This is a genomic window from Ottowia thiooxydans (assembly GCF_040548795.1).
Taxonomy (GTDB): Bacteria; Pseudomonadota; Gammaproteobacteria; order Burkholderiales; family Burkholderiaceae_C; genus Ottowia; species Ottowia thiooxydans_A.
The window spans coordinates 510,792-536,743 of sequence record NZ_JBEPSH010000003.1; the positions used below are offsets into that span (position 1 = coordinate 510,792).

General features: G+C 58.8%; 23 protein-coding genes. 12 read left to right on the forward strand and 11 right to left on the reverse strand.

The window, feature by feature from the left end:
• The first annotated feature begins 64 nt into the window (after window positions 1-64).
• On the forward strand, window positions 65-958 hold the full coding sequence (locus tag ABIE13_RS09220; protein ID WP_354442835.1) for a polysaccharide deacetylase family protein: 894 nt from the start codon (window positions 65-67) through the stop codon (window positions 956-958).
• Window positions 959-1,007: 49 nt separating this feature from the next.
• Window positions 1,008-2,027: an asparaginase gene (locus ABIE13_RS09225; RefSeq protein WP_354442836.1), complete on the forward strand. Its 1,020-nt coding sequence runs from the start codon at window positions 1,008-1,010 to the stop codon at window positions 2,025-2,027.
• Window positions 2,028-2,041: 14 nt separating this feature from the next.
• Here ABIE13_RS09225 and ABIE13_RS09230 read toward each other — a convergent pair whose 3' ends face one another.
• The gene (locus ABIE13_RS09230; protein WP_354442837.1) at window positions 2,042-2,779 is read right to left on the reverse strand and encodes a TetR/AcrR family transcriptional regulator; all 738 of its coding nucleotides are present in this window, start codon (window positions 2,777-2,779) and stop codon (window positions 2,042-2,044) included.
• A gap of 110 nt (window positions 2,780-2,889) precedes the next feature.
• Here ABIE13_RS09230 and ABIE13_RS09235 point away from each other — a divergent pair, with 110 nt between their 5' ends.
• The 8 genes from ABIE13_RS09235 (at window position 2,890) to ABIE13_RS09270 (ending at window position 10,173) form a co-directional block, all read left to right on the forward strand.
• Entirely contained in the window at window positions 2,890-3,660 is a 771-nt protein-coding gene (locus ABIE13_RS09235) for an alpha/beta fold hydrolase (protein ID WP_354442838.1), read from the forward strand.
• Between the two features lie 112 nt (window positions 3,661-3,772).
• Window positions 3,773-4,318 (forward strand): flavin reductase family protein, encoded by a 546-nt coding sequence (locus ABIE13_RS09240; protein WP_354442839.1) that lies wholly within the window; start codon window positions 3,773-3,775, stop codon window positions 4,316-4,318.
• Between the two features lie 56 nt (window positions 4,319-4,374).
• Window positions 4,375-5,466 (forward strand): LLM class flavin-dependent oxidoreductase, encoded by a 1,092-nt coding sequence (locus ABIE13_RS09245; RefSeq protein ID WP_354442840.1) that lies wholly within the window; start codon window positions 4,375-4,377, stop codon window positions 5,464-5,466.
• 109 nt (window positions 5,467-5,575) lie between these two features.
• Window positions 5,576-6,427 carry a branched-chain amino acid ABC transporter permease gene (locus ABIE13_RS09250; protein ID WP_354442841.1) on the forward strand — a complete coding sequence of 284 codons (852 nt, stop codon included), beginning with the start codon at window positions 5,576-5,578 and terminating at the stop codon, window positions 6,425-6,427.
• Window positions 6,428-6,430: 3 nt separating this feature from the next.
• Window positions 6,431-7,381: a branched-chain amino acid ABC transporter permease gene (locus tag ABIE13_RS09255; protein ID WP_354442842.1), complete on the forward strand. Its 951-nt coding sequence runs from the start codon at window positions 6,431-6,433 to the stop codon at window positions 7,379-7,381.
• A 50-nt stretch (window positions 7,382-7,431) separates the two neighbouring features.
• Window positions 7,432-8,688 carry an ABC transporter substrate-binding protein gene (locus tag ABIE13_RS09260; protein WP_354442843.1) on the forward strand — a complete coding sequence of 419 codons (1,257 nt, stop codon included), beginning with the start codon at window positions 7,432-7,434 and terminating at the stop codon, window positions 8,686-8,688.
• The gene (locus tag ABIE13_RS09265; RefSeq protein WP_354442844.1) at window positions 8,685-9,470 is read left to right on the forward strand and encodes an ABC transporter ATP-binding protein; all 786 of its coding nucleotides are present in this window, start codon (window positions 8,685-8,687) and stop codon (window positions 9,468-9,470) included. Before ABIE13_RS09260 ends, ABIE13_RS09265 begins: the two co-directional genes overlap by 4 nt.
• Complete coding sequence (locus ABIE13_RS09270; protein WP_354442845.1) at window positions 9,463-10,173, forward strand: ABC transporter ATP-binding protein; 711 nt, start codon at window positions 9,463-9,465, stop codon at window positions 10,171-10,173. The genes ABIE13_RS09265 and ABIE13_RS09270 overlap by 8 nt, the downstream gene beginning before the upstream one ends.
• A 79-nt stretch (window positions 10,174-10,252) precedes the next feature.
• Here ABIE13_RS09270 and ABIE13_RS09275 read toward each other — a convergent pair whose 3' ends face one another.
• Window positions 10,253-11,608: a PQQ-dependent sugar dehydrogenase gene (locus tag ABIE13_RS09275; protein ID WP_354442846.1), complete on the reverse strand. Its 1,356-nt coding sequence runs from the start codon at window positions 11,606-11,608 to the stop codon at window positions 10,253-10,255.
• A 446-nt stretch (window positions 11,609-12,054) separates the two neighbouring features.
• Between ABIE13_RS09275 and ABIE13_RS09280 the strand changes: the two genes are divergently transcribed.
• Complete coding sequence (locus ABIE13_RS09280) at window positions 12,055-13,155, forward strand: IPTL-CTERM sorting domain-containing protein (RefSeq protein WP_354442847.1); 1,101 nt, start codon at window positions 12,055-12,057, stop codon at window positions 13,153-13,155.
• A 67-nt stretch (window positions 13,156-13,222) separates the two neighbouring features.
• Here ABIE13_RS09280 and ABIE13_RS09285 read toward each other — a convergent pair whose 3' ends face one another.
• From ABIE13_RS09285 to ABIE13_RS09315, 7 genes are read right to left on the reverse strand one after another with little or no spacing between them, the layout of a single operon-like run.
• Window positions 13,223-14,269, reverse strand: coding sequence for a phosphotriesterase family protein (locus tag ABIE13_RS09285; protein WP_354442848.1), 1,047 nt, complete (start codon window positions 14,267-14,269; stop codon window positions 13,223-13,225).
• Window positions 14,266-15,558 carry an aspartate aminotransferase family protein gene (locus ABIE13_RS09290; protein ID WP_354442849.1) on the reverse strand — a complete coding sequence of 431 codons (1,293 nt, stop codon included), beginning with the start codon at window positions 15,556-15,558 and terminating at the stop codon, window positions 14,266-14,268. Before ABIE13_RS09290 ends, ABIE13_RS09285 begins: the two co-directional genes overlap by 4 nt.
• Before the next feature lie 21 nt (window positions 15,559-15,579).
• Window positions 15,580-17,103, reverse strand: coding sequence for a M81 family metallopeptidase (locus tag ABIE13_RS09295; protein ID WP_354442850.1), 1,524 nt, complete (start codon window positions 17,101-17,103; stop codon window positions 15,580-15,582).
• Window positions 17,100-18,740, reverse strand: a complete 1,641-nt coding sequence (locus tag ABIE13_RS09300) for an ABC transporter ATP-binding protein (protein ID WP_436278387.1) — start codon at window positions 18,738-18,740, stop codon at window positions 17,100-17,102. The genes ABIE13_RS09295 and ABIE13_RS09300 overlap by 4 nt, the downstream gene beginning before the upstream one ends.
• Before the next feature lie 2 nt (window positions 18,741-18,742).
• A complete protein-coding gene (locus ABIE13_RS09305) occupies window positions 18,743-19,687 on the reverse strand; it encodes an ABC transporter permease (RefSeq protein ID WP_436278388.1) in 945 nt (314 codons plus the stop codon).
• A 13-nt stretch (window positions 19,688-19,700) separates the two neighbouring features.
• The gene (locus ABIE13_RS09310; protein WP_354442853.1) at window positions 19,701-20,642 is read right to left on the reverse strand and encodes an ABC transporter permease; all 942 of its coding nucleotides are present in this window, start codon (window positions 20,640-20,642) and stop codon (window positions 19,701-19,703) included.
• A gap of 10 nt (window positions 20,643-20,652) precedes the next feature.
• Window positions 20,653-22,242, reverse strand: a complete 1,590-nt coding sequence (locus tag ABIE13_RS09315) for an ABC transporter substrate-binding protein (RefSeq protein WP_354442854.1) — start codon at window positions 22,240-22,242, stop codon at window positions 20,653-20,655.
• 362 nt (window positions 22,243-22,604) lie between these two features.
• Between ABIE13_RS09315 and ABIE13_RS09320 the strand changes: the two genes are divergently transcribed.
• Complete coding sequence (locus ABIE13_RS09320) at window positions 22,605-23,351, forward strand: TetR/AcrR family transcriptional regulator (RefSeq protein ID WP_354442855.1); 747 nt, start codon at window positions 22,605-22,607, stop codon at window positions 23,349-23,351.
• Between the two features lie 83 nt (window positions 23,352-23,434).
• On the opposite strand, the gene ABIE13_RS09325 is transcribed toward ABIE13_RS09320, so the two are convergent.
• The gene (locus tag ABIE13_RS09325) at window positions 23,435-24,796 is read right to left on the reverse strand and encodes an alpha/beta hydrolase family protein (protein WP_354442856.1); all 1,362 of its coding nucleotides are present in this window, start codon (window positions 24,794-24,796) and stop codon (window positions 23,435-23,437) included.
• A gap of 140 nt (window positions 24,797-24,936) precedes the next feature.
• On the reverse strand, window positions 24,937-25,890 hold the full coding sequence (locus ABIE13_RS09330) for an ornithine cyclodeaminase family protein (protein ID WP_354442857.1): 954 nt from the start codon (window positions 25,888-25,890) through the stop codon (window positions 24,937-24,939).
• Window positions 25,891-25,952: the final 62 nt, after the last annotated feature.

A 25,952-nucleotide genomic window follows, 5' to 3' on the forward strand; every position in this document is an offset into this window, starting at 1 on the left:
GTCCAAATAGTAGAAAACATTCGCTCAGAATTGCATTTCAGACGCGAGCAGGAGACAAGTCCACGTGAACCCGAACAACCCGCTGCGCACCACGAGAGATCGCATTCCGTACCAGCCTATCGTGGGGCGCCGCCCATTCGCGTTGCCGAACAACGCACGCGTAGCCGTGTGGACGATCGTGAACGTGGAGAACTGGTTGCCGCAGGCCGCCATGCCCCGCGCTGTGCTTTCACCGCCAATGGGCCAACCGCTGCTGCCCGATGTGCCCAACTGGTGTTGGCATGAGTACGGCATGCGCGTGGGCTTTTGGCGCTTTCTGGAGGTGCTGCAAAGTAGGAAACTGCGCGCGACGTTCGCCGTCAACGGTTCGGCGTGCCACGAATACGAGGCCGCATGCCGCGCTGCATTGGATGCAGGCTGGGAGTTCATGGGGCATGGCTTTGAGCAAAAGCCCATGCACCGCGTAGAGGACCAGGCCTTAGCTATACGCAAGACCATGGACGCGATCCAAGCCTTCACCGGCCAACCGCCACGCGGCTGGGAAAGCCCTGGCCTGACCGAGACAGACACCACCATCGACCTGCTCGCTGCGGCCGGCATCGAGTACGTGGCGGACTGGGTTCTGGATGACCAGCCGGTGAGCATCCAGACTCAATCCGGGCCGATTGTTTCGGTGCCTTACAGCGTAGAGATCAACGACGTGGTCATCTCCGCGGTGCAGCAGCACGCCTCAGACGAACTGTTCCGCCGTGGGCGCGACCAGTTCGATCAGCTTTACAAAGAAGGCGCGACCATTCCGCGCGTGATGGCCATTTCCATTCACCCTTACCTGACGGGTGCGCCTCATCGCATTCGCTACCTCGAGGCACTGTACGACCACATCATCCAGCACCAGGACGTGGCCTGGATGACGGGCGGCGAAATCATGGACGTCTACAAGGCTCAGCAGGCGGCATGAACCTCCATCTTGGCCGGTGCGGCCATCTTTATCCGCAAGGCGCTCTTCCATGACCAAAGCTCTTCCCCGTGTGTTGCTCATTTCTACGGGCGGCACCATCACCATGACTTCGGGGCCCGGCCCCGGCGGGATCGTACCAACCCTCACGGGCGATGACCTGGTGCGGGCCGTGCCTGAGCTAGCGCAACGGGTTGAACTGGATGTGCTGAGCTACTCGCAAAAACCAGGCGCTTCATTAACATTGGAAGACTTGGTAGAGATCGCGCGCCTTCTGGATGCTCGGTTCGCGCAAGGGTTTGTGGGCGCTGTGGTGGTTCAGGGCACTGACACCATTGAAGAAACCGCCTTCGTACTGGATGTGCTGGTAGCCTCAAACCAACCCGTGGTGGTCACAGGCGCCATGCGCGGCGCTGGCGCCCCGGGCGCAGATGGGCCGGCTAACCTGCTCTCAGCTGCCACGGTGGCGGCTTCTCCTTTGGCAGCCGGTATGGGCGCGTTGGTAGTACTCAACGATGAAGTTCATGCCGCGCGGTATGTTCGCAAGTCTCACACCGCGCTCCCATCTGCCTTTGCTTCGCCCTGCTTCGCTCCGCTGGGCCGGGTTATCGAAGGCGGCTTGCGCCTGCAGGCACGCGTATCACGAGGGCCGCAAATACCGCAGCCCGAAAACGTAAACCTCTATCCGGTGGCGCTCGTGAGTACGGTGTTAGGCGACGATGGTCGCTTGCTGGCGGCATTGCCAGGGTTGGGGTTTCGCGGTGCGGTGATCGAGGCCTTGGGCGCCGGGCATTTGCCAGCCGCTCATGTGGGCATCGTGGCCGAGCTAGCGCAGACCCTGCCCGTCATCCTCGCTACCCGCGTGGTGGCCGGACCGGTGTTCACATCAACCTATGGATTTGCGGGCTCTGAGATAGACCTGATCAGCAAAGGGGTGCTGCCGGCAGGCGAACTATCGGGCCCCAAAGCTTGCCTGTTGTTGCGCCTGCTGCTGGCGCGGGGGCTTCAAGGTGAAACTCTCAAGCAAGCATTTGCATCCCTGCGCGATGGCTTTGTTGCGGGGGCGGCTTGATGCGTTGCGCCCTTCTAATCAGCATGCGCAGGCGCGGCGTCGATCTGGGCTTGCACGATGCGAGGCACAAGGACATTCGCTCCGGCAATGAAGTGCTCAATAGTCAACTGCACCAGCTCTTCCACACTCGACTCCAGCGGGACATTGAAAATCCAGCGGCGTTGGCCGAAGTAAAAGATACGCGCGTTTATGCCCCACACCAGTTCGATTTCCTGGATGTTGAGCGGAACACGGTCCGGCCCCGGCAAGCCGAGTTCCGCGCGGAGCTCAATCGCCACCGGCTCCAGAATGCGGCTGCGCAAGAAGCCAAGATAACGCTGATTGATGGCCTCACCTCGAAGGCCAGAAAACATGAACAGACGGACCCAGTCCCAGGTAAGCGCAGTCTTGGCGTAGTCCGTATACAGCCGAACGAGCCGCTCCTGCAGAGACGTTCGCCGGTCAGCCACGATTTCTTCCCAGTACGAATTCCATCGCCCTACATAAACCTCCTGGTACACACGCTCGACCAAGGAAGCCTTGTTGGGGAAATATTTGAACAGAAGGGACTGCGTGACGTTGAGGCGTCGCGTGAGCTCTCTGGTGTCGCCATCGAAGCCGACTTCTGCAAAGAACTTGACCGCCCCTTCCACGATGCTGCGTTCGCGCTCCGGCCTCGACAAACGGCGGCGTGGCGGTGGCTCAGGGCTCGTGGTTTGGGTGCCGGTGGCAGCGGTAGCAGCGCCAGAGATCAGATCCGAACTGTGGTTCAAGGGAGCCTTGTCAATGGAGGTATGAAAGATTGTAGGGCCGGCCCATCCTGGGAAGAGAGACCTTTTTATAGTGATCAATTGATCACTTAATTTCAGATTTGAACACACTCATGCACGCTGAAGCAACTTATTCAATCACCGGGGCGGCCAACGCTCCCTGGGTTACCCTCGCCCATCCGGTGGGCGCAAACCGCCATACCTGGGCCGCGCAAGTGGCGCAGCTGTCTACGCGCTATCGGGTGTTGAGCTATGACATGCGCGGCCATGGCGAGTCTCCCAGCCAAGGTCCATCCTGTGGGGTCGATGACCTCGCAGGCGATGTGCATGCACTGTGGCAGAAACTGGGTATTGCACAAAGCCACTTTGTGGGCCTTTCCCTGGGCGGTTGCGTAGGCTTGGCACTGGCGCACCACCATCCAGAAGCGGTGCAGTCTCTGGTCATCGCGAATGCGCGGCTGGAGATGGATGCAGCAGCAACGCAGATGTGGCAACAGCGAGCCGCTTCGGTAGAACAAGAGGGCATGTCAGCAGTAGTGGACGCCACGCTGGAGCGCTGGCTCACACCCGCATTCAGAGCTGCCGAACCCCATACAACAGAGACTGTGCGAGAGACCCTGGCATCCATGTCCGCAGAAGGCTTTGCCGCATGCGCGCGCGCCCTTGCCCACATGCACCAGGCGCAGCGCCTGAAGCAGTTGCAGGTGCCTACGTTATTGATTTCCGGGCTTGCCGATCAGGCTGTTCCCAGTGCGTTGATCCGAGCGGACGCAGCTTCCAATGCACGCTTGCAGCTGATTGAAATTGACGGCCCACACATGGTGCACCTAGAGAACCCGATGGGCTTCGATCGAGCCGTGCAGACCTTCCTGGCCTCGCATTGAGCATTGTTTTCTCCAGCAGGGGGAAACCCCAATTCCATGGTGATCACTTGATCACTAAAGTCACGGAAATCCACTTCTTTTGCGGCGCATGAACCGAACAAGGATGAACACCATGGCAGCAGCGAACATGAAACCTGAGATCGACCCCCTCGATTTGCGACGTGCCCTGGGTCGTTTTGGCACAGGCGTGACTGTCATCACTACGCGCACCTTCGACGGCACGCGCGTCGGTGTGACGGCGAACTCATTCAACACGGTGTCACTGGAGCCGCCGATTGTGCTGTGGAGCCTGGCGACCAAGTCGCCCAACCTTGAAAACTTCAGAAACGCGGGGCGCTTTGTCGTCAATGTGCTGGCGCTGCACCAGATGGACCTATCAAGCCGTTTCTCACGGCCTGCGCCAGACAAGTTCGCTGGCGTCGAATACGCAGAAGGTTTGGGAGGTTTGCCGGTGCTCACAGGGTGTACGGCAACGATTGAATGCGCAGTCATGAACAGCCACACCGTGGGGGACCACATGCTGTTTTTGGGTCGGGTGGAACGCTACACCTATGAGGACGCAGCGCCCCTGCTCTTCCACAACGGCAAGTACATAGAGGCCACGGCGATTGCACCGCCACCTGCAGCAGCCACAGCTCCACGCAGCGCCGCCTGCTGAATCACGCTGACCAGACCCAACCATTCACCAATTCACAGAAAAACAAGGGAAAGACAATGAAGCTGGGCATGTTCATGATGCCGTTGCACCCGCCGGGCCGCAACGTGACTCAGACGCTGCAGGAAGACCGTGAGGCCATCATCCTGGCCGATCGGCTGGGTTTCTCCGAGGCTTACGTGGGTGAGCACACCACAGACGCTGCAGAAACCGTCACGTCGTCGATGATTTTTCTCGCCAGCTTGATTGCCGAGACGCAGCAGATCATGCTGGGCACCGGAACGATCAACGTGCCCAACAGCCACCCGGCAGCCATCGCGACGCAGGCCGCCATGCTGGACCATTTGCTGAAAGGTCGTTTCATCATGGGCATCAGTCCAGGTGGGCTGATGTCAGACGCTGAGGTGTTTGGCAATCTCGGCAACAACCGCACCGAGATGTTTGTGGAAGGCATTAACGCCGTGCTCAACATCTGGCAATCCGAGCCCCCGTACGACATCGAAGGCAAATACTGGAACATTTCGGTGGCCAAGACCATGATCCCCGAGATCGGTCAGGGCTTCATGATGAAGCCCTTTCAGAAGCCGCATCCTTTGATCGTAGGCACAGCAGTCGCTCCGTTCTCGCAAGGCGTGACAGAGATGGCAATGCGCGGATGGCAACCCATCTCAGCCAACTTCCTCATGCCCGAGTGGGTCAAGACACACTGGCCCAAATACGTGGAAGGGCGCGCGTCCATCGGCGCTGTCGCCTCCCCCAATGAATGGCGGATCGCCAAAAGCATTTTCGTGGCAGACGACGAGGCCACGGCGCGCCGCTACGCACTCGAAGCAGACGGCCCCTACCACTTCTACTTCAAGCAGCTGGTGCGAAAACTAGTGGGTGCGGGTGGACGCGGCAATCTTTTCAAGACTGATCCCAGCATGCCGGACGAGGCCATCACGCCGGAGTACGTCACTCAGCGGTTGGTGATTGCCGGCACGGTCGATTCGGTGGTTGATCAGGTGCTGGCATTTCGCGAGCAAGTGGGTGACTTCGGTACCCTGCTTTATGCCGGGCACGACTGGGTTGACCCGGCATTGGGCAAACGGTCTATGCAGCTGATGGCCGAGCAGGTCATGCCCAGGGTCAACGCAGCCATCGGCGCATGAGCCCGGCGGATGTCAAGCTATCGACCGAGGCGCGCGCTGATCAGCGCGCCAGCACGCCCGCGTCCCTGCCGGGACGCCGCACCAATCTCAACCCGGAAGTGAGCCTCTGATGGGGACCTTGATACAGATCGCCAACGCGCTCTCCCTGGCGGCCTTGCTGTTTGTGGTGGCCAGTGGCTTCACACTGATCTTCGGCCTGCTGCGAGTGGTGAATCTCGCGCATGGAGCCTTGTACTTGCTGGGAGGCTACATCGGCCTCACTGTGGTGCGCTCTTCCGATAGTTTTGTACTCGGCATTCTGGCTGCCACTGCCTCGGTGGCCATGGCAGGCTACCTGCTGGACCGGTTCCTGCTGGAGCGCGTGAAAGACCAGGATCTGAAACAGGTCTTGCTCACCTTGGGTGTGGCACTGGTCATCAACGATCTGGCGCTGGTGATCTGGGGCGGTGACGCGTTGACCGTGCCCATTCCCGAGTTCCTGCGCGGTGCGATGGAAATCGGGGAAGCGTTCTACCCCAAGTACCGCTTGTTCGTCATGGCCGCAGGGCTCTCCACCTTTGTGATGCTCTGGCTGGTCTACAACCGAACGCGACTGGGCGCCTTGATCCGGGCGGGCGTGGACGATAAGGAAATGGTGCAAGCCATGGGCGTCAACATCGGCCGCCTCTTCGTGTTCACCTTCATGCTGGGCTCTGCCCTGGCGGGCCTGGGTGGTGTGCTGGGTGGCGCATTCCTCACTCTGTATCCCACGGCCGATTCCGAAATCCTGGTGTTCAGCCTTGCAATCGTGATCATCGGCGGACGAGGCAGCCTGGGCGGCGCGGCGATAGGTAGCTTGCTGGTCGGTGGCTTGGCAACATTCGGCCCTTTGTGGCTGCCCGAGCTGGCGTACTTCGTGATTTTCGGACCGATGGCACTGCTGCTCGCCTTCCGCCCACTTGGATTGTTTGGAAAGGCCTGAAACGTGATTCAACGCACTCCGCTTCTGTTGGCGCTGGTATTTTTCCTGGCGCTGGTGAGCGCTCCGTTCTGGTTGAATGCCTACCCGCAGACTTTGCTGACCGAGATCTTGATCTTTGGCCTGTTTGCTGCCTCTATCGACTTGCTCGCCGGTGTGGCAGGTCGCACCTCGCTGGGTCACGGAGCGATCTTTGGTACAGCCGCCTATGTGGTGGCTTGGTGCCAAACCTCTGCTGGCATTGACCCCTGGGTGGCCGCTGCACTCGGCGTGGCAGCCGCCACATTGCTGGCACTGGTGTTCGGTTTGCTGGCCGTGCGCACAGAAGGCGTTTACTTCCTGCTGCTCACGCTGGCGCTGGGCATGGTGGTCTGGGGCGTGGCCTATCGCTGGGTCTCGGTAACCGGCGCCGAGAGCGGCCTGCGGGGCATCGCCAGGCCAGAAGGCCTGGAGGACAACGCCCACTTCTACTGGTTCGTGCTTGCGGCAGTGGCGCTGACCTTCTTTGCTCTGCGCAGCGTCGTGAACTCCCAGTTCGGCCTAGCGTTGCGGGGCATCAAGCAGAGCAGCACACGCATGGGCACCCTGGGCTACAACGTGCCGCTGACACTCACCCTCGCATTCACCGTGTCCGGTTTCGTTGCAGGTGTAGCCGGCGTGCTGGGCGTGTACCTCAACAGCTTTGTCAGCCCCAGCAGTGTGGCGCTGGCGCAATCCACCAAAGGGCTTCTGATGGCCATTCTGGGCGGTGTCGGCACCTTGTGGGGTGGCTTTATCGGTGCCGGCGTGATGATCGCCCTGGAAAACCTGGTGAGCTTCTATACCGAACGCTGGGCCATGGTGCTGGGCGCGATGTTCGTACTGACCATGTTGTTCGCGCCTACGGGCCTCTTGGGCACGGCACGCATGGTGATCGAGCGCCTCAAGAAGGGTTCGACCGAGAAGTCGCAACCCTGAATCCCGTCCCTGTCCTCATCCCCGTACTTTCAATACCTTAGGAGACAAGCATGCAACGCAGAAACTTCATCTTGAACAGCGCTCAAGCCGGCGCCGCACTGATGCTGCCGACACTGAGCCCGCTGGCCTTTGGCCAGACGGGCCCCATCAAGATCGGTTTCATGACCCCTCTTACGGGTGTGGCGGCCTCCACGGGTCGTGAACTACTCGATGGGTGGAACATGTTCTGGAAACAAAACGGCCTGAAGATTGGAAACAGAACGGTGGAAATCCTCGTTGAAGACGATGGATCCAACCCTGATACTGCGATGCAGAAAGCACGCAGACTGCACCAGCAACAGGGTGTACACATGTTGGTAGGTAACGTGCTGGCAAACACTGGACTGGCAGTGGCAGAGTACGCCAAGACCGCCAACGTGCCTTATCTCATGCCAGCGGTGGCCGCGGATGAACTCACTCAGCGGGGCCGTATTCCCAACGTGCTGCGAACAGGCGGCTTCTCCGCCAGCCAGATCACGCGGCCCCTGGCGGACTGGGCCCGCAAGCGCGGCTACAAGCGGGTAGTGACACTCGGCCAAGACTACGCTTTCGGCCATGAGCAGGTTGGCGGTTTCGTACAGGTGTTCACCGAAGGTGGAGGATCGGTGGCCGGTCAGTTTTGGCATCCGCTGAATACGCCCGATCTGAGTACTTACCTCGGCCAGATCAAGGCTCTGAATCCTGATGTGGTGTTCTCGGTGCAGACGGGCGCCGACTCTGCGCGTATCCTGCAGCAATGGTCAAGCTACGGCTTCAAGGACAAGATCCCGCTGGTCACCTCCCAGAACGTGACCGACCAATCCGTGATTCGCACGCTCAACGCGGCCGAGTGTGAAGGCATCATCTCCAGCTCCCACTTCGCCGAAGGACGCGATTCACCCGACACCAAGGGCTTCGTGGACAACTACGAGAAGGCGTTCAAGAAGTTGCCGGGCATCTTCGCTGCCGAAGGTTTCACCGGCGCCATGTGGTTGGCGCACGCGCTGAAAAAAATCAATGGCCGGTCCGAAGACTCGCCAGCCCTCATTTCTGCTTTGTCCAGCGAAACCATTACAGGTACGCCGTTTGGCAAGAGCGTGAAGATGGATTCGTATGGCAACCCTGTGTTCGACGTGTACATCCGTCGCGTGGTCAAGCGCCCCGATGGCAAACTGGTGAATGCCGTAGTCGAGACCTACCCTCAAGTGTCGCAGTTCTGGAGCTACAACCCAGTGGAGTACTTAAAGCAGCCTGCGTACAGCCGCGCCTTCCAAGGCATTGCCAAATGAGTCGAGCGAGTTCGGCGGCAGACAAGGGTGCAGCGGCCATTGAGCTTCGCGGCGTGAGCCGCAGCTTCGGTGGCCTGAAAGCGGTTGATGATGTTTCGCTCCGCATTCAGGCGGGCACGCGCCATGTGCTGATCGGCCCTAACGGGGCGGGAAAAACCACTTTGTTCGCCCTGATGTCTGGCGAGCTGAGCGTGAGTGCAGGCAAGGTCAGCCTATTTGGCCAGGATGTCACGTCCTGGTCTGCCATGCGCCGCTCGCGGGCGGGGCTAGGACGAACCTACCAGATCACCAATGTGTTCTCCGGACTCAGCGTGCAAGAAAACTTGGTGCTGGCTATGCGCGGGCGCGGGGGTGGCCAACTCAATATGCTCACCAGCACGCGCCCGGATGCGGTAAGCAGTGCGCGCATCGACGAGTTACTAAGCATGTGCGGCCTGAAAAACCGCCGCGATGTGCGTGCAGGAGCGATGTCTTATGGCGAGCAACGCTTGTTGGAATTGGCAATTTCACTCGCCAACGATCCTCGCTTGCTGCTGCTTGATGAGCCTGCCGCTGGTCTGTCGCCAGCTGAGCGCGGCCCCATGGCCGAGACTATCCGCCGCTTGCCACGCGAGCTGACCATCGTGCTCATTGAACACGACATGGAGCTGGCACTCGGCCTGGCGGACCGCGTCAGTTGCCTGTACTACGGAAGCCTCCTCGCCGATGGCACGCCCGAAGAAGTGCGCTCGGACGAAAAGGTGCAATCAGTTTATTTTGGAACAGCCAGCAGCCATGCTTGAAATCAAATCCGTATCTTCCAGCTATGGCGAAGCGCAGATTCTGCATGAGGTGAATCTGACAGTGGAAGACGGCCAGGTCGTCGGCCTGCTGGGACGCAACGGCACTGGCAAGACCACCCTGATCCGTTCCATCATGCAGGTCAAACCACCGCAGGTGACCACCGGTTCGATTCGCTGGAATGGGCAGGAATTGTGCGGCCTCTTACCCAATGAGGTGGCCATGCTGGGTATCGGCTTGGTGCCGCAAGGGCGCCGCCTATTTCCTTCTTTGACGGTGCAGGAGCACCTGGAGATCATTCCACGGAGACCGGTCTCGTCAGGCCGACAAGCGTGGACGGTGGAGCGGGCCTACGAGCTGTTTCCCCGACTCGGCGAACGCCGTGGCCACAGGGGCAACCAGCTCTCAGGCGGAGAGCGCCAGATGCTGGCCATCACCCGAGCCCTGATGCTCAACCCGGACCTGATGTTGATGGATGAGCCTACCGAAGGGCTGGCGCCGCTGATAGTGCAACACGTGGAGCAGGCTGTTCGCACCCTGAAGGCCGAGGGCATGACGGTACTGTTGGTGGAGCAAAACCTGCGCAGCGCGCTGTCCGTGGTGGACTCTGTGTACGTGCTTGAAACCGGTGCCGTGGTCTACAACGGCACTGCAAGCGAACTCTCCAACGATACCGCCACCTTACACCGCTATTTAGGAGTTTGATGGCTGCGCGCGCAGGCACGAAACATGGGTGCTTCGCCGCATTAGCCTGCACCGTGGTATCGGCAATATTGTGTTGAAACTAGTCAGTACGTACGATACGCCATATGGTATTGCCGACGTCATCAGCCACCAGCAACGCGCCCTTGGCGTCCAGCGCCACGCCGACCGGGCGACCGTAGGCTTTACCGTCTGCGCTCAGAAACCCGGTCAGAAACGGCACCGGCGGGCCTGATGGGCGTCCTGCTGCAAACGGAACAAACACCACGTTGTAGCCGGTGAGATCCTTGCGGTTCCAGGAGCCATGTTGACCAATGAATGCGCCGCTCGAGAACTGCGCGGGCATGCGGGCATCGGAGAATGCCATCCCCAGTGGAGCCACATGGGCACCCAGGCCATAGTCCGGCGCCACGGCCTTGGCGACCATCTCAGGGTTGGCGGGCTTGACGCGCTCGTCCACGTGCTGGCCCCAGTAGCTCCATGGCCATCCGTAGAAGGCACCGTCTTTGACGGACGTGAGGTAGTCCGGCACCAGGTCGTTGCCAATTTCATCGCGTTCGTTGACTACAGTCCAGAGCGCCTTACTTTGCGGTTCCCAGCCCAGTCCGTTGGGGTTGCGCAGGCCGGTGGCAAATAGCCGCTTATTGCCGGAGGCCAGGTCGACTTCCCAGATGGCAGCGCGACCTTGCTCGGCCTCCATTCCGTTGTCGCCGATGTTGCTGTTGGAGCCCACTGTGGCGTAGAGCTTGCTACCGTCGGCGCTGGCGATGATGTTCTTGGTCCAGTGGTGGTTGGCCCCCGCGGGAAGGTCGGTAACCTTGGTGGGGGTCGATGCAATCGACGTCTGACCGGTTTCATACGGCACCTTCACAATCGCATTGGCGTTGGCGACGTAAAGCTGCTTGCCCACCAACGCCATGCCGAAAGGTGAGGCAAGATCCTTCATGAAGACCGCCTTGGTCTCGGCCACGCCGTCGCCATCGGCATCTCGCAGCAGTGTGATCCGGTTAGCACTGGGCGCACCAGCGCCAGCGCGCTTCATGACCATCCCCATGGCCACGCCCCGAAGGCCATCGGAATGGACATTCTTGGCCCCTTCTTCAGGCTGGGGCTTGTTGCTCTCTGCCACCAGCACATCGCCATTGGGCAAGGTGTAGACCCACCGCGGATGCTCCAGGCCAGTGGCCAGCGCAGTCACCTTGAAACCTGCTGGGGCTACGGGCATGCCGCCTTGCTGCCACGGCTCGGCTGGCGCAATATTGACAGTCGGAAGGAGCAGGTTGGTGTGGGGCGGCGGCAGCGAAGGGTTGGGGCCAACGCCAGGCGGTATGGCGGTCTGCGCGCCGGTCCCCACTAAGGAGCAGCCCGCAACCAGGCTGACAAAAGGCAGCGGCCACCAGTGCCGTGAAGGTAGCGCGGAAGTACCAGACGTTTTCATGGCGGAGTATGAGCAGAACGAGCACCCCGCTCATGTAGGAAGAAACCGTCAGTCCAGCGGCGTGGAGCGCGCTGCCAATGCATCGATCATGCACGTTAATCAGCGTCGAACTCAGTCAGCCAGAGACTACGTCCAATTAGTTTGAAGTGCCCATGAGCGGCCAGGAAACGTTGCTTTTCTGGGGCAAATCCACTAATTTTTCAGAGTTCGTGGATAAGTTGTTAGGTTGGCCTCGGAAAGACACAAAAGTGTTGGTTTTCGATCGAATTAGCTCGACCCATTCATTTGGTAAATTCACTTTACATTTGCTAAATTTAAACACCCATGGCCTAAAAATTGATTTCAAAAATGCGCTTAATTGACATGAGTGATGATTTTTGTATCAATAGAGGACTATTGGCTCTAAAGCGCGGCGCTTGGGCCAGTTAATAGCCAAGGAATACACGATGCTTAAGATAATCTCAGCCCTTGCGGTTGCTCTCGCCATGGCAGCGCCGAATCTCTCCATGGCCGCCTCTTTGACAGGCCATGTGGCATATTCCGGAGACCCAGTTTATTCGGTGGTATCAGACAACCTGCAGTACCCCGATGGATCGCCTTACAGCGACCTGCCGGTTTTGCTGATTTGCATCGACCATACGACACAACCGCCGTTCGATGTCGACACTAGCTTCTTCAGTGAAGCAGGAACCAGTGCAATCAAAGGTAGCTCGGGCGCTGCGGGCGTTGCCGCGATTCACTGGCTGATCGAGACCTATTACCTGACCTACTACAAGAACGGCACGGGTCAGCAGCAACGGGCCCTGCAATATGCATTGTGGGAAATTGGAAATGACTACGACGGCACCGCCGCCAGCATAAATGCCATTTCGGGCAATTCACGACCAGCCTACGAGAACAATACACATGATGTTGTTTACCCTGGCGACCCCGCATTCATCACTGCTTTCCAGACGCTGTACCAAGCGATGGTAACGGCATTGCCCACCCTGCCCACGGGCTTTCGCTCTACCACCTATACCGTGGACCTTTTCACCAACCAGAATCCTGCATTACAACCCATGGTGGCTGTGATTGAGCGGGCGCCACCCAATATGGTTCCAACGGCGGTACCGACGATTACTGGAACGCCCCATGTAGGATCTACAGTTACGGGCACCTATACATATTTCGACAACAATTCAGATATTGAAAACCCAAGCGGCACCACATACAAGTTTGTCACCAGCACAAATCCAAGCATGGCCAACTCCAGCGAAGGTACTGTTGTTGCAACTGGCTCGACAGGCGGTGCCAGCAGCAGCGTCACCTACAGCTTGCAGCCATCGGATCTGAACAAGTACCTTTATTTTTGCGTCACGCCTGCCGCACTGACTGGCGCCTCTCCCGGGCTGGAGGTGTGTACCGTAGCTTCAGGGCCGGTAGTGACGCCGCCCCCACCACCAACGGTCACGGCAGTGCCGAGTCTGGGTCAATGGGCACTGATGGCCTTGGCATCCATGCTGGCTCTGTTTGGCATGGCCAGAGTTCGCCAGCGCAGGAGCTAATTCAGCCAACCGCCTTCGGGCGGTTTTTTTTGGCCCATCCCGGTCAGCGGAAACAGCGGAACGCCACTTATGCCAAGGTCAACAATCGCCGCGGAGTGGAGACCAGAATCGTGTTCACGTCCTCCTGCGTAAAACCGCGGCGCAACATTCGTGGCGCAATGTTGGCGAAGATGTGCTGGTAGCCGTGTCCGCCATAGCGACTCAACCTGGTGCGGGTGCAAATGTCGTGGCTGATCAAGATCTGCTCTCTATAGCCCTTGTCTACCAGCAGCTTGATCATTTTCAGCCGGGCGCCGTCATTAGGCATATCGATATCAGACATGGGATAAGCGGTCTGCTCCCAGCCGAATAGGTCGAACTCCACCACACAGCCTGTGTCGGCAAGACGAAGGAGACGGTCGTCGTCAAATATCGTGCGGTCAATGTGACTGATCACCACACGTTCCAATGACTGGCCACGCGCGCGAATGAATTCCGTCACTTCCAGAGGCTGATCGGCATCACGTCCGGGGTGAATGTTGAGCGCAGCGCCCGTGGCCTGCATGGCGGTGATCGCACCATCCATGACACGTTTTTCGAGATCAGTCCACGGTGCCTGGCAACCAATCTCGCCAATGATGCCGGCGCGTACCTGCGTTCCCCATGCCCCCACGGTGATCTGCTCGATCATCTCGCGCGCGAAATCATCGGCTGAGCGCGTATGGTTAGCCGGGCTCTGGTAATCGTTGACGTAATACCCGCATCCCATGACGATGTTCACACCGGTAGCACGTGCCACTTCCGCCAGGCGATCAGGTTGAGGGTTGAGCCCACCCACAGTCAGATCGACCAGCGAGCCTCCACCTGCTGCCTTCATGTCCTGGATCTCGGCAATGGCCACATCGGTCTCATCAAGCCGGTAATTGCGCATGAACTGCTTCTGGCCGTAGGCTATGCCCCAGCAGTTGCACAGATCAATCTCGCTTTCCTGTTCACTCGGAGGGTTCAGCCTCAGCGGCGGAGGGGTGAGATCAATGAACACGTGCTCGTGCATCAAGGTTGGCCCCAGCGTTGCGGGATCAACCAGGCCCAACACGGTTTGAGCGCGCCCGCGCATGTCGTCGCGTGCCATCATGACGCCAACGCCTTGGTATAGCGCTTCAGAAATTCCTCGAAGGCGTTGCAGAACCTGTCAAGATCGGAATCGGTCAGCGGCAGCGAAAGCACGATAAAGCCGCGGCGAGCCACATAGAAACCATGCTGGAGCATGTGGAAGAAAAAGAGGTCTTTCACGATGCCCTCGGAAGCAGGAATATCGTCGCATCGAAGGATTTCGGAGCTGACGCCATGCAAATTCATGAGAGAGCCCAGGCCCGTGAACTGCAATTGCGCGCCGTGCGCACTGCAACTGGCATTGAGGCGCTCACGAAGTGCATCACCTCTGGCATTTAACTGCACAGCTACTTCCGGCGTGTAGATTCGACTCAAGCCTGCGATCCCCGCAGACATCGAAAGTACATTGTTATTGAACGTACCGGCATGTCCCAGGTGGCCTGGGGTGCGGGGGTCGAATAGCGCCATGATGTCTTCGCGGCCCCCGAAGGCGCCGAAGGACATGCCTCCGCCAATGTATTTGCCAAGTGTGGTCATATCAGGCGTGATGCCCAACTGAGACTGCCTGCCGCCTGGTGCGAGGCGCGATGTCATCACCTCATCGAAAATCAGCAATGCGCCCGCTTCCGTCGCCAGCTTGCGCAGAGCCTCCAGAAATTCCGGCTGCCCTACGATACAACCACCAGCACCTTGCATCGGCTCCACCACGATGGCCGCCAAGTCCGCTGCATGTTCGTTCACCAGCGCCGTGGTGCCGGGGATGTCGTTGTAGCTGCCGATCACGAAATCATGCGGCACATTGATGGGCGAAGGACCCGCGGCGAATGTGAGCACACCACCGTGATAGCCGCCTTTGAACACCATCACCTTGCTGCGATTCGTGAACCGCTTGGCAGCAGCGATTGCCAAAAGGTTAGCCTCCGTACCTGAGTTGGCAAAGCGCAACTTTTCAACGGAAGGAAACCGCTTTGAGACCAATTCGGCCAAACGCGGCTCCAGCAGGTTGTGGCCTGTCAGGTTGATGCCGCCATCAAGTGCCGCGTTGATGGCCTTGCGAATCTCAGGGTGGCTGTGCCCGTACAGGCCTGCTGTGAATTCGCCCAGCAAATCTGTGTATTCGTGGTTGTCGGCATCCCAAAGCCGGGATCCTTCTCCGCGGGAAATCGCAAGGGGAAATGGCTCGTAGAACAGCACCGAACGCGTGTTGCCGCCCGGCATCACTTTGGTGGCAGCTTGATAGCACTCGCTGCTTTTCGGGTTGCTCGCTACGTAAGCGCTTCTCAGGAGGTTGAGTTCAGTTGCAAGAGTCATATCGCTGAAGAAATTCGAGGATTAAGAATTGAAGAGCGCTTCGTCATCCAGAGGCCATATAGGCCGCCGAACGTTGCGGTAAGGCAAGGTGCGTAAATTGGTGACATGAATCCCGCCAGATTCGACAAATACGACCCCGCGAGAAACAGACTCAAGATCCGCGCGGAAGTGGTTGATGCCCTTGAGCGCCAGAATATTGAGCTGTTCTACGTCCACACCCAACACGCGGTACTGGCCCCTTTCCTCTGCCTGCACTCGATTGCTGGCCACAATGATTTGCACCTCGCCGTGCTGCAGCAAGGCACTCGTTCCGATAGAGGCCGGCGTGCCGGTTTTGAATGGCCCAGTGCGTTTGAATCGCCCATCCGACACCGCCACCACGCGCACACGCAGTGGAACCGGGCCACCGCCGAAGTTGGCGTCGGTCTTTCCGGCTATGCGCAGTTCCACTTCGTTGCCCACCCCTGCAGCAACGGCCTGGCGCGCACTCTCGGGGTCATACAGCAGACCAACCAAGGTGCCAGGCAGATTGGCATCCACCAGCGCTTGAAGCAGGCGGGTAGCATCGCCGTAACCCCCACCCCCTGGCCCATCGGTGTAGTCGGCCAGGATCAAAGGGCCTTTGCTTTGAGCCGGTTCCCGGCACAACGCCATCGCGGCGTCTATGGATTGCAGCTGAACGGTTGTCTGATCGCGCCAGGAAAAGGCGTCATCCATGAGTTCGTTCGCCACGGCCAGGCATTGTTCAGCGCTTGCAGGACCGTTCCCGAGAACCAGCACAGAAGGCCCGGCCTCAAAGACATCGCCCATGTAGTAGCCAGCATTCAGACTGACATCCAGCACGGCCCCTTGCGCTTCGTATTCGCGAGCACGTGCCTGGAGGCGAGTCATGGGGGTATCGCCTAACGTACGTCCGAGGTCCATCGCAGCGATGGTGGCACTGCGCACAACGCAAAGGTATGGACGGATCGCCCCCTGGAGCGTTCGATGCACCCACGCGCTCAGGCGTCGACCGGTCTCGAACTGATCTGTATGGGGTGTAGTCCTGTAGCTCGTCAGAATGTCTGCGTACCGAACCATGGCATCGGTGACATTGGCATGCAGATCAAGGCTGCCAGCGACGATCACGTTTTGGCCCGTCTGCTGCCTGATCCTGAAAAGCAGATCGCCTTCGGGATCAGGCAAACCTTCAACAAACATGGCGCCGTGCAACGACAGCACGACGGCCTGTATGTCCGGATGTTCTGCCAATGCCCGAAGAATGGGCTCGGTCAACGCATCGTAGGCGGCTCGGGTGACTGGTCCCGACGTCGACGCACATGCGCTGACCACCGGTACAAGCTCCCAGCCATATTCCTGCGCAGACTGGATGATGCCGCCCAGTTCTGTGCGTGTTCCGGCCATGCGTTCGAGAATATCGTTGCCAAACAGCAGCTCTTCCCGGCCAAACTCCGCCAGCGTGGTACGTAAGCAGCTGAACGCGTGGCTTTCATGGCTCATCCTTGCCACGAGAACCTTGGTAGAGATAGATGGAGACGCCATCATGCAACTGCTCCGTGGAATGAAAAGCCCCTTCCCGGTACGGCGTCCAGCAGCGACCGTGTATAGCTGTGCGCGGGGACTGTGAATACATCGTGAGCCGGGCCTTGCTCCACGATAGCCCCCTGGTGCATGACGATGATGCGGTCACAGATCTGGTTGGCCACCCTGAGGTCGTGCGTGATGAACAAAAGGCCGATCTTCAAGCGTTGCTGGATCTCGGCTAAAAGTTCCAGAATCTGCGCCTGCACAGAGACGTCCAGCGCCGAAACTGCCTCGTCTGCGATCAACAGGCGGGGGTTGCAAGCAAGAGCCCGTGCAATGCAAATGCGCTGCCGCTGGCCTCCGGAAAATTCATGCGGGTATCGGTTCAGCGAATCGCGCCGAAGACGTACCAGCGTCATCAGCTCCTCTGCACGTGCCCAGGCCTGCTGGCGAGATTGCCCTCCGTTCACAGCGCCTTCTATGATGGATTCGCCGACGGTCTGACGCGGGTTCAATGATCGATAGGGATCCTGGAAAACCACTTGAACCTGCTCTCGAAACGCCCGCAGTTGAGCGCCCTTCGCTTGTTCTACCGGCTCGCCCTGTGAAATGACCGTGCCGCTGGTCGGATCAATCAACCGCGCGATGCAACGGGCCACAGTGGACTTGCCGGAGCCGGACTCGCCCACAATGCCCACCGTTTCTCCCGGGCGAACCACGAGCGAAACATCTTTTGCGGCATGTACATCCTTGCGTCCGCCAAACAACCTGCGCGAGCTGTAGGTCTTGCTAAGCCCGCGAACCTCGATCAAGGGCGGCTGCTCTGGAACAGCACTGCGCTGCACCGGCTCAAGTCCCGGCACCGCCGCCAGCAACATCCGGGTGTAGGGCTCGCGAGGCGCTTGCAGTACCTCGAGCTTGGGCCCCTGCTCGATCATCTCACCCAGCCGCATCACCACCACATGGTCAGCGATATCGGCCACAACACCAAAATCATGCGTAATGAACAGAACCGCCGTGCCGTTCTCGCTCTGCAGTTCGCGAATGAGCTTGAGAATCTCTGCCTGAGTCGTCACGTCCAGCGCTGTGGTGGGTTCATCGCAGATAAGCAGTGCCGGTTTGAGGATGAGCGCCATCGCGATCATCACGCGCTGGCGTTGCCCGCCGGAAAGCTGATGAGGATAGGAATCAAAGATGCGCGGTGGTGAAGGCAGGCGCGTGCGTTCGAATATCTCCAGAATGCGCGCCTTGCGCTGTGCACGCCCCATGTCCGTATGCTGCACCAGCATTTCGTCCAGCTGGAGACCACACGTCATTACCGGATTGAGCGCAGTCATGGGCTCCTGGAAGATCATGGCCATACGCTCGCCCCGGGCATGCCGCAGACTCTCCATGGGCATGGCCAATACATCCTCGCCGAGCAGATGAACACTGCCCTTGGCGGGTGATACTTGCGGCGGAAGCAGACGCATCACGGTTTGCGCGATCACCGATTTGCCGGAGCCGGATTCGCCAATCAAGCAGGTGGTTTGCCCTGCGAACACTTCAAACGAGATGTTCTCGACGGCATTGGCCCGGTCTGAATTGGCCGGCAGGCGAACCGTGAGGTCTTGTACGGAGAGGACCGCCTTGCCAGCTGGGGAGCGAACTGTACTCATACTCATGCTCCCCGCTTGCGGAGTTTGGGATCCAAGGTGTCCCGCAAACCATCACCCAGAATGTTCACGGCCAACACCGTCAACGCCAGGAACACACCCGGAAAGAGCACGCTCTCCGGGTGCTCGTTGAAACTCACCCGGCCCTCGGACATGATGTTGCCCCACGTGGGAATTTCTGGTGACAAGCCAATGCCCAGGAAGGAAAGAATGGCCTCCACGAGCATGGCTGAGCCACAGACATAGGTGGCATGGACGATGAGAGGAGCCACGGCGTTCGGCAATATATGGCGCCAAAGGATCTTCCAGGTAGGCGTGTTCAACGCCAGGGCGGCCTCCACATAAGGCTCTTCACGCACGGAAAGAACAATCGAACGAAGAAGGCGTGCCACACGCGGCAGCTCGGGGATCGTGATGGCCAGAATGATGGTCAGCAGGCTGGCGCGCCACATGGAAACCAGAGCAATCGCCAGCAGGATGTTGGGGATGGCCATGAAGCCATCCATCAGACGCATTAGCAGGCCATCAAGCTTGCGAAAGTAGCCTGCCAGCAAGCCGATCAAGCCGCCTCCCAACACCGCGAGAATGGCAACGGCCAGCCCCACGAAAAGCGATATGCGCGCGCCATAGGCTACACGGCTCCACATGTCTCGGCCAAACCCATCCGCCCCCATGAGAAAAAGATGATCAACACTGTCTCCGGAGAGGTCTGTGAACGGCGCGCGCGTACCCGGCGCGATGTTGATGCTGCCAGGATCGATGGCCGCAGGATCCACTGTGCCAAGCCAAGGCGCGGCCACAGCGATAAATATCAGAAGCGCAAGTGCGCATGCGCCTGTCCTTACCGCACCGTTCGACCAGACGAGGCGCCATGTTGAGGCACGCTTGCTGCCAAGCCCCGCAGCTTCTTGCGGTGCGACATGGGGAGAGTCTTGGGAATTGAGAGCCATGGTCACAATCAGCTCAGTAGCGAATGCGCGGATCGAGCAGCACATAGCTCAGATCGATCAGCAGGTTGATGGCAACGTAGACCACTGAAAACAGCAGGATCACGCCTTGGATCACAGGAAAATCCCGCGAAAGCACGGCATCTACCGTGAGCTGGCCCAAGCCAGGAATGGCAAAGACTGTTTCAGTGACCACCACACCGCCTATCAGCAAGGCAATGCCGATGCCTATCACCGTGACGATAGGAACGGCGGCGTTGGCCAGCGCATGCCTGATCACAACGTCACGCTCATGCAACCCTTTGGCTCTGGCAGTTCGTATGTAGTCGTCGGTGAGCGCTTCGGACACCGCAGCGCGGGTCACGCGGGCGATCAGGGCGATATAGACAAGCGACAGCGTGATGGCCGGAAGAATCAGGTGCGACAACCATGGCAAGACTCCCGACGACAAGCGCTTGTAACCCTGAACCGGGAACCACCCCGTCTTAAGCGCAAACACCCAAATCAACACGTACCCAATGATGAAAACCGGCACAGAGAACCCCAGCACCGAAAACCCCATCAGCAGCCTATCCAGCCAGCCTCCATGCCGCGCGGCAGCGATGGCGCCCAAGGGCACCGCCAGGACCACCGCCATCACGATAGTAAGCAGCGCCAGCGACACCGTGGGCTCCAGCCGCTGCCCTATCAGTTCAACCACGCCGGTCTTGAAGTAATAGGACTGACCGAAATTTCCCTTGAAAAGCTCGCCCACCCAATGGAAAAACTGAGCGGGCAACGAGCCTTCCAGGCCGAGGCTCTGGCGGACTCGCGCAATATCAGCGTCCGTGCCCATATCTCCTACGATGAGGGCAGCCGGATCTCCAGGCGTAAGCCGCAGGATCAGAAAAACAAAGACCGCCACAAAGATGAGTACCGGCACCGTAGACAGCAGCCGGCGGAGTATGAAGGTGTGCATGAGCGGGTCTTCAGGGCTTGCTGACGTTCCAGTAGACGTTGGTGGAACCAGCCAGAACGCCACTGATTGCACCTTTTCTATAGGCCATGGGGCGCATCAACTCGCCCAGCGGAGCGAAGGCGCCAATCTCATACGCCCGGAATTGAATGTCTTCACCCAGTTTCTTGCGCTCAGCATCGGTGGTGGCCTGGGCGAAAGAGGCGCGGAGTTGCTCCAGACGCTCATCACTGGCCCAGCCGAACCAACCTGCCTCACCGTTGGCCGAAAGAGGCGCGTAGTTCAGCGGGCTCAGAGCATCTTCAGCGCCCCAGTAGGTGACGAAAGCATTCCAACCGCCCTGATCAGCCGGTTCCTTCTTCGCCCTGCGCGCAACTACAGATCCCCAGTCCATCGACTTCAGGTCAACCACAAAGCCACCTTGACGAAGAAGCTGCGCCACGAGCGGAGGCAGTTTGGCCAATGAGCTGTTGTCGGTAGCGTGCAGCAGAACGACTGGCTGGCCCTTGTAGCCAGCGGCTTTCAGGAGTTCTTTTGCCTTGGAAAACTGCGGTTTTTCGCTGAGGCCAGGAGTCTTGTTGGAAGCCAGAGGAGAGCCGCAGGGGTAGACAGAGAGACAAGTCTTGTAGAGCGCAGGAATACCCACCTGGGTTTTCAGCAGCGCTTCCTGGTTCATGGAAAGCATGGCCGCCTGGCGCACGCGCACATCATTGAAAGGAGGAACCAGGTGGTTAAAGCGAAGCAGATACTGCCCCCCAGCCGCTTCGGCCACGGTGATGCGATTGTTCGCTTTCAACGCGTTGTAGTGTTCAAATGGCACGGCTTCCAGCAGATCTACCTCGCCGTTGACCAAGGCATTGACCTGCGTTTGGGCATCCTTGAGGACAACCCACTCAACGCGCGCCACTTTCACGACCTTGCCACCGGTGGTGCCCGAAGGTGCTTCAGCACGGGGGACATACTTCTCGTTCTTCAGGTAGACCGTTCGCTCTCCCGGACGGAATTCATCAGCCTTGAACGTATAGGGACCAGAGCCAACGTGTTCAGAGACCTGTTGGTCGGCTGGCGTGTCGGCCATCCGTTTGGGCATGATGAAAGGCACCAGCGAAGATGGTTTGCCCAAGGATTCCAGCACTGCGCCATAAGGCTCGTTGAAAATAAACCGGAAGCTGTTGGATGACACCGCTTCGGCCTTGGCCATCGCAGCGTACATGCGCTGCCCCATCGGATCGCGCTTGGCCCAGCGCGCTAAAGAGGCCAGAACATCTTCGGCCGTGACCGGCTTGCCATCATGGAATGCCAAGCTCGGACGCAGCTTGAAAGTCCAGGTTTTTCCATCGCTGCTGGTGGTGAAGGATTCCACCATCTGCGGCTGTATCTTCCCTTTGGCATCAGTGCCGAAGAGGGTGTCGTAAATCATGTAGCCATGGTTTCGTGTGACCACTGCAGTGGTCCACGTTGGATCCAGAACCTTGAGTTCAGACGTGGGAACCAGGCGGAAGGTGCTGGCCGCCGCTGGCGATTGAGCAGAAGCAGGAACCGCCGCGAAGGCCAGAGTTGCTCCCAGGATGGACGAAAGTGCGAGGCGACGTGTGGGTTTCATGTACGTACTCCTTTGGACAACACCGCTGGGCGGCATACCGCTGTGCGGCACACCGCTGGGCGGCAAAAAATGGATGAGCTCGTTGAAAGAAATTGGAAGACCTTCGCTACAACACATGCAAACAATATGCCACGATGGTCCATAATTTAATTGTTCAGTGGACAATTAAATTGTTGCACGGTGGAGCAGGACAATTTCTAGGGAATTACCCCGATCTCAGTAACCAAATCCGTGCATTGGAGAGGCTCGTGACTTTGACTGGTGCAGATCGACACCACCGCTTGCACCAACACAGCGCACGACATCAACGTGTAACATCAGACAGGATCGTTTCGCCCATGTGCTCAGCTCGTCTTTCCTCTATGTCGCCTTCTGCACCCGATAAGCCAGTTCGAAGACCCGCAGGGCGCCCCTCGAGCAGCGCCATCACGCGCGAGGCCCTGCTGGAAGTCGCACTCAATCAACTCGACAGGGTCGGGCCTCACGCTTTCAGCGTGCGGGACGTGGCGCGATCGCTAGGGGTGTATCCCAGCACCATCTACTGGCACGTGGAATCCAAGGAAGCATTGCTTGCTGAGGTCGCAGGATTGGTGATGACAGGAGCCATCCCACCGCGCGGCAGTGGCGATTGGAAGACCTGGATTCGCAACCTCTTCAAGCTGTACAGGAAGGCAGTGCTCAAGCACCCCAACGTGGCCCAGTTGGTTGGCGCCCAGTTGGTTTCGAATGCAAGCCTCAGCCTGGATCTGATCGAGGGAGTCATAGGTGTCTTGCTGGAAGCCGGCGCCACCGAAGAAAACCTGCGCGAAGCCTACAACTGCGTGATCTCTTCGCTGGCGGGTTTCATGACCATGGAGTTGGCTCCCATGCCGGTCGAGAACCCCGAAGGCTGGGCCACCGCCCTTGAAGGCAGGGTGCGCGCCATCGACCCCTTGGAGCACCCTACCCTCACCCGGCATATACACCTATTGGCCAACCGCGCCTTCATACTGCGTTGGCAAAATGGGAGCCAGGTGCCGCTCACCAGCAGCTTCAATGCCCATGTGGAGATATTTCTCGCCGGCTTGGAGGTTTTTCTCGCGCGCGGTAAATCACCTGCCGTCGGTTGAAATTGAAGCTGAAGGGACAGAGCTCAACTGCGATCTGTCGCAAGGGGTAAGTCCCCTGCCCCCAGCGTTGAGCGTCTTGAAGCTTAATGTGGCGCTGAGACTGACTCAGCGCGGACAGCGGTAGGTTGGTTGGCATGAATGACGAAACCATCACCAAGCCCGATGTCCTGCAGATATTGCGTGACCGCTGCGTCCCAGAGCTTGGGTTGTGTATGAATATAGTGCCCGTTCACACCGTACAAGGCGGTGTAGGTCACAAAATTTCCCTTGCCACCTTGAGCGATGAACCCATCAAAGCTTTGGCGGCTATGGCGCAGCGAGTAAAACGGGTCTTGGGCCCCATACAGCCAGAGCATAGGCCGTGGGAAAGCTGCACCACGACGGAACGATACGGGGTTGATGGCGTCAGCATGCGCGCAGCGGTCACCCATCCAGCCGCCCACGAAGTTCAGCACGCCCAGAAACGGCATCTCCGGCCGGGTGCCCGCGTAGACAACTGAAAGAATACCTCCGCGCGAGACCCCACCTATGAGCAGGCGTTGCATGTCTACATCGCCACGAGTCCGGACATGCGCCATCACAGCATCCAGGTCGGCCATGGCGCGCTCAAGGCCTGGCAGCGATCGCTCTGGCAGGCAAGCGTAGCGAGACCGGTCGGCTTCGAAGCCTTCGTCATAGAGGCCGTCAGACTTGCCTCGGCCGCGACGCTGTGGAAACACCACTTGCCAGCCCTTATCCGTGAAATATCGACCCACCTCAGGACTGGCCCAAGTGATTGTGAACCACTCAGGCTTGTTCCCATCGCCTGTCGAGCCGTGGTTAAAGACCAAGGTCGGGAAAGGACCAGGACCAGGGGGGCGATAAATCACCATTTCCAGTGTCTGGGGACGCCCGTCTTCTGACCAGGGGGTTGGCACGCGTTCTATGGTTCTGGTGTAGGCAAGCGGCTTTTGGGTCAAGACACCGTAGCTGACCAACTCGGTGACGTTTCTCCAGAGCGACATGTCCATGTCGCCATCCTCGCGCAGGCGAAGCAGCAAGTCCACGCCGTTGCGCAGCTTCATTTTCAGTTCGCTATTGATAAACTGCGCCTGTCCTCGCTGCGTGATTCGCTGCGTGGAATTGGCTCCGGCGTAGACCACCGTAGCTGTATCGCCTGACAACTTCTCGATGGCCACTTTCACATCGCACTGATAGAAGCGGCAAGCCCAGCCTTGCCAGATTCCACTCCAGCGCGCGTTGGGATTTCCGTTCAAAGCGGTACTGGGCGGTTCTACGGCGAGATCAGCCGGCAGCTCAGCGAGGATGCTGCTCTCAGACGGACCTGCGCGAAGCTGGGAGATGTCAGCGGGCCAGACACCTTGTGACTGCACCGCGCTCGCAGCCATTAGCCACAGAGTGCCGATTAGCCCAGATCTCAATGCCAGATAAAACTCTCGATTCATGATGATGACCCTGCGAACACAACAGCCGAAGCGCTTTCATCAATTCACCAACGCAGTTGGCCCTACCGCTTCATTATCTCTGGCGCCGTTGCTTGTGCCCACCTGCGCGCTCCGTAGAGGCCTCTCTGCGATAGCTCGCTTCAGGTGACTATGACCTGGCCTAAGTCTCGTGCATGCGCTTGCTCGTAGATAAGCGAGGCAATGGCAAGGTCCGCAACTGCCGATCCGCTGGTGACGAACATGATTCGCTGGTCATCGCTCGTGCGTCCGGGATGACGCCTACAAACGAGGTCTGTGAGTGTGGCCTGAGCGTGTTCAAGATTAGGCACCAAGTTGCCCGGCTGGGCGTAGTACTTGAGCTTTTCCTCATCCACGATGGTGAGATCCATGTCTGCTAAACCAGCATGAATCCACGCTCTGCCAACCTCCACGGAAATCGCCAAACCACCGCTCTTTACCCAGGCAGGGTCAATAATGGGTTTGAAGTCTGGAGTAGCAGGAACAGTGGAGACAATGACATCGCTCGCCTTCACAACTTCTTCGGTAGAACCCACCTCAGCGTCTACTCCTAGACCTCGAGATAGCTCCGCGAGCCGCTCCGCTGAGGCTGCGGTACGGCTGCTGACCAGGACCCGGCCAAGCTTGGGCAGCACCCTCTTGATCGCGAGAAGATGGCTTTGAGCTTGGGTGCCAGCGCCAACAAGTCCAAGCACTGAGCAATTCTCCCGCGCCAAGATCTGAACTGCCTGGGCAGACATGGCAGCCGTGCGCAACCCCGTTGCATGCCTGGCGTCCATGATGCAACGCGTGGCCCCCGTATCAACGTCAGAAAGAATGATGGTCGCATTGATATTGACTGCCGCAGCACCGCCAGGCGGAACCATTCCTATCCATTTGACGGCCGCGTAGCCGCTCGACTTATCGACGGCAGATAGCACCTGAAACGCGTGGCCGAGACCCACGGGAATCGATGACTTGGGCGAAGTGAGCAACTCTCCGGCTCCATAGGCGGCAAAGGCGCTACCAACCACTTGACGAACCAATTCAAGGTCGATGTCCAGAGCAATGACGTCAGCATCGGTGAGATAGATCATGAGGGGCGTGAATGAAGTTGCACTCAGGTGAGATCAAAAAACAGTTATTTGAAATCTCATGC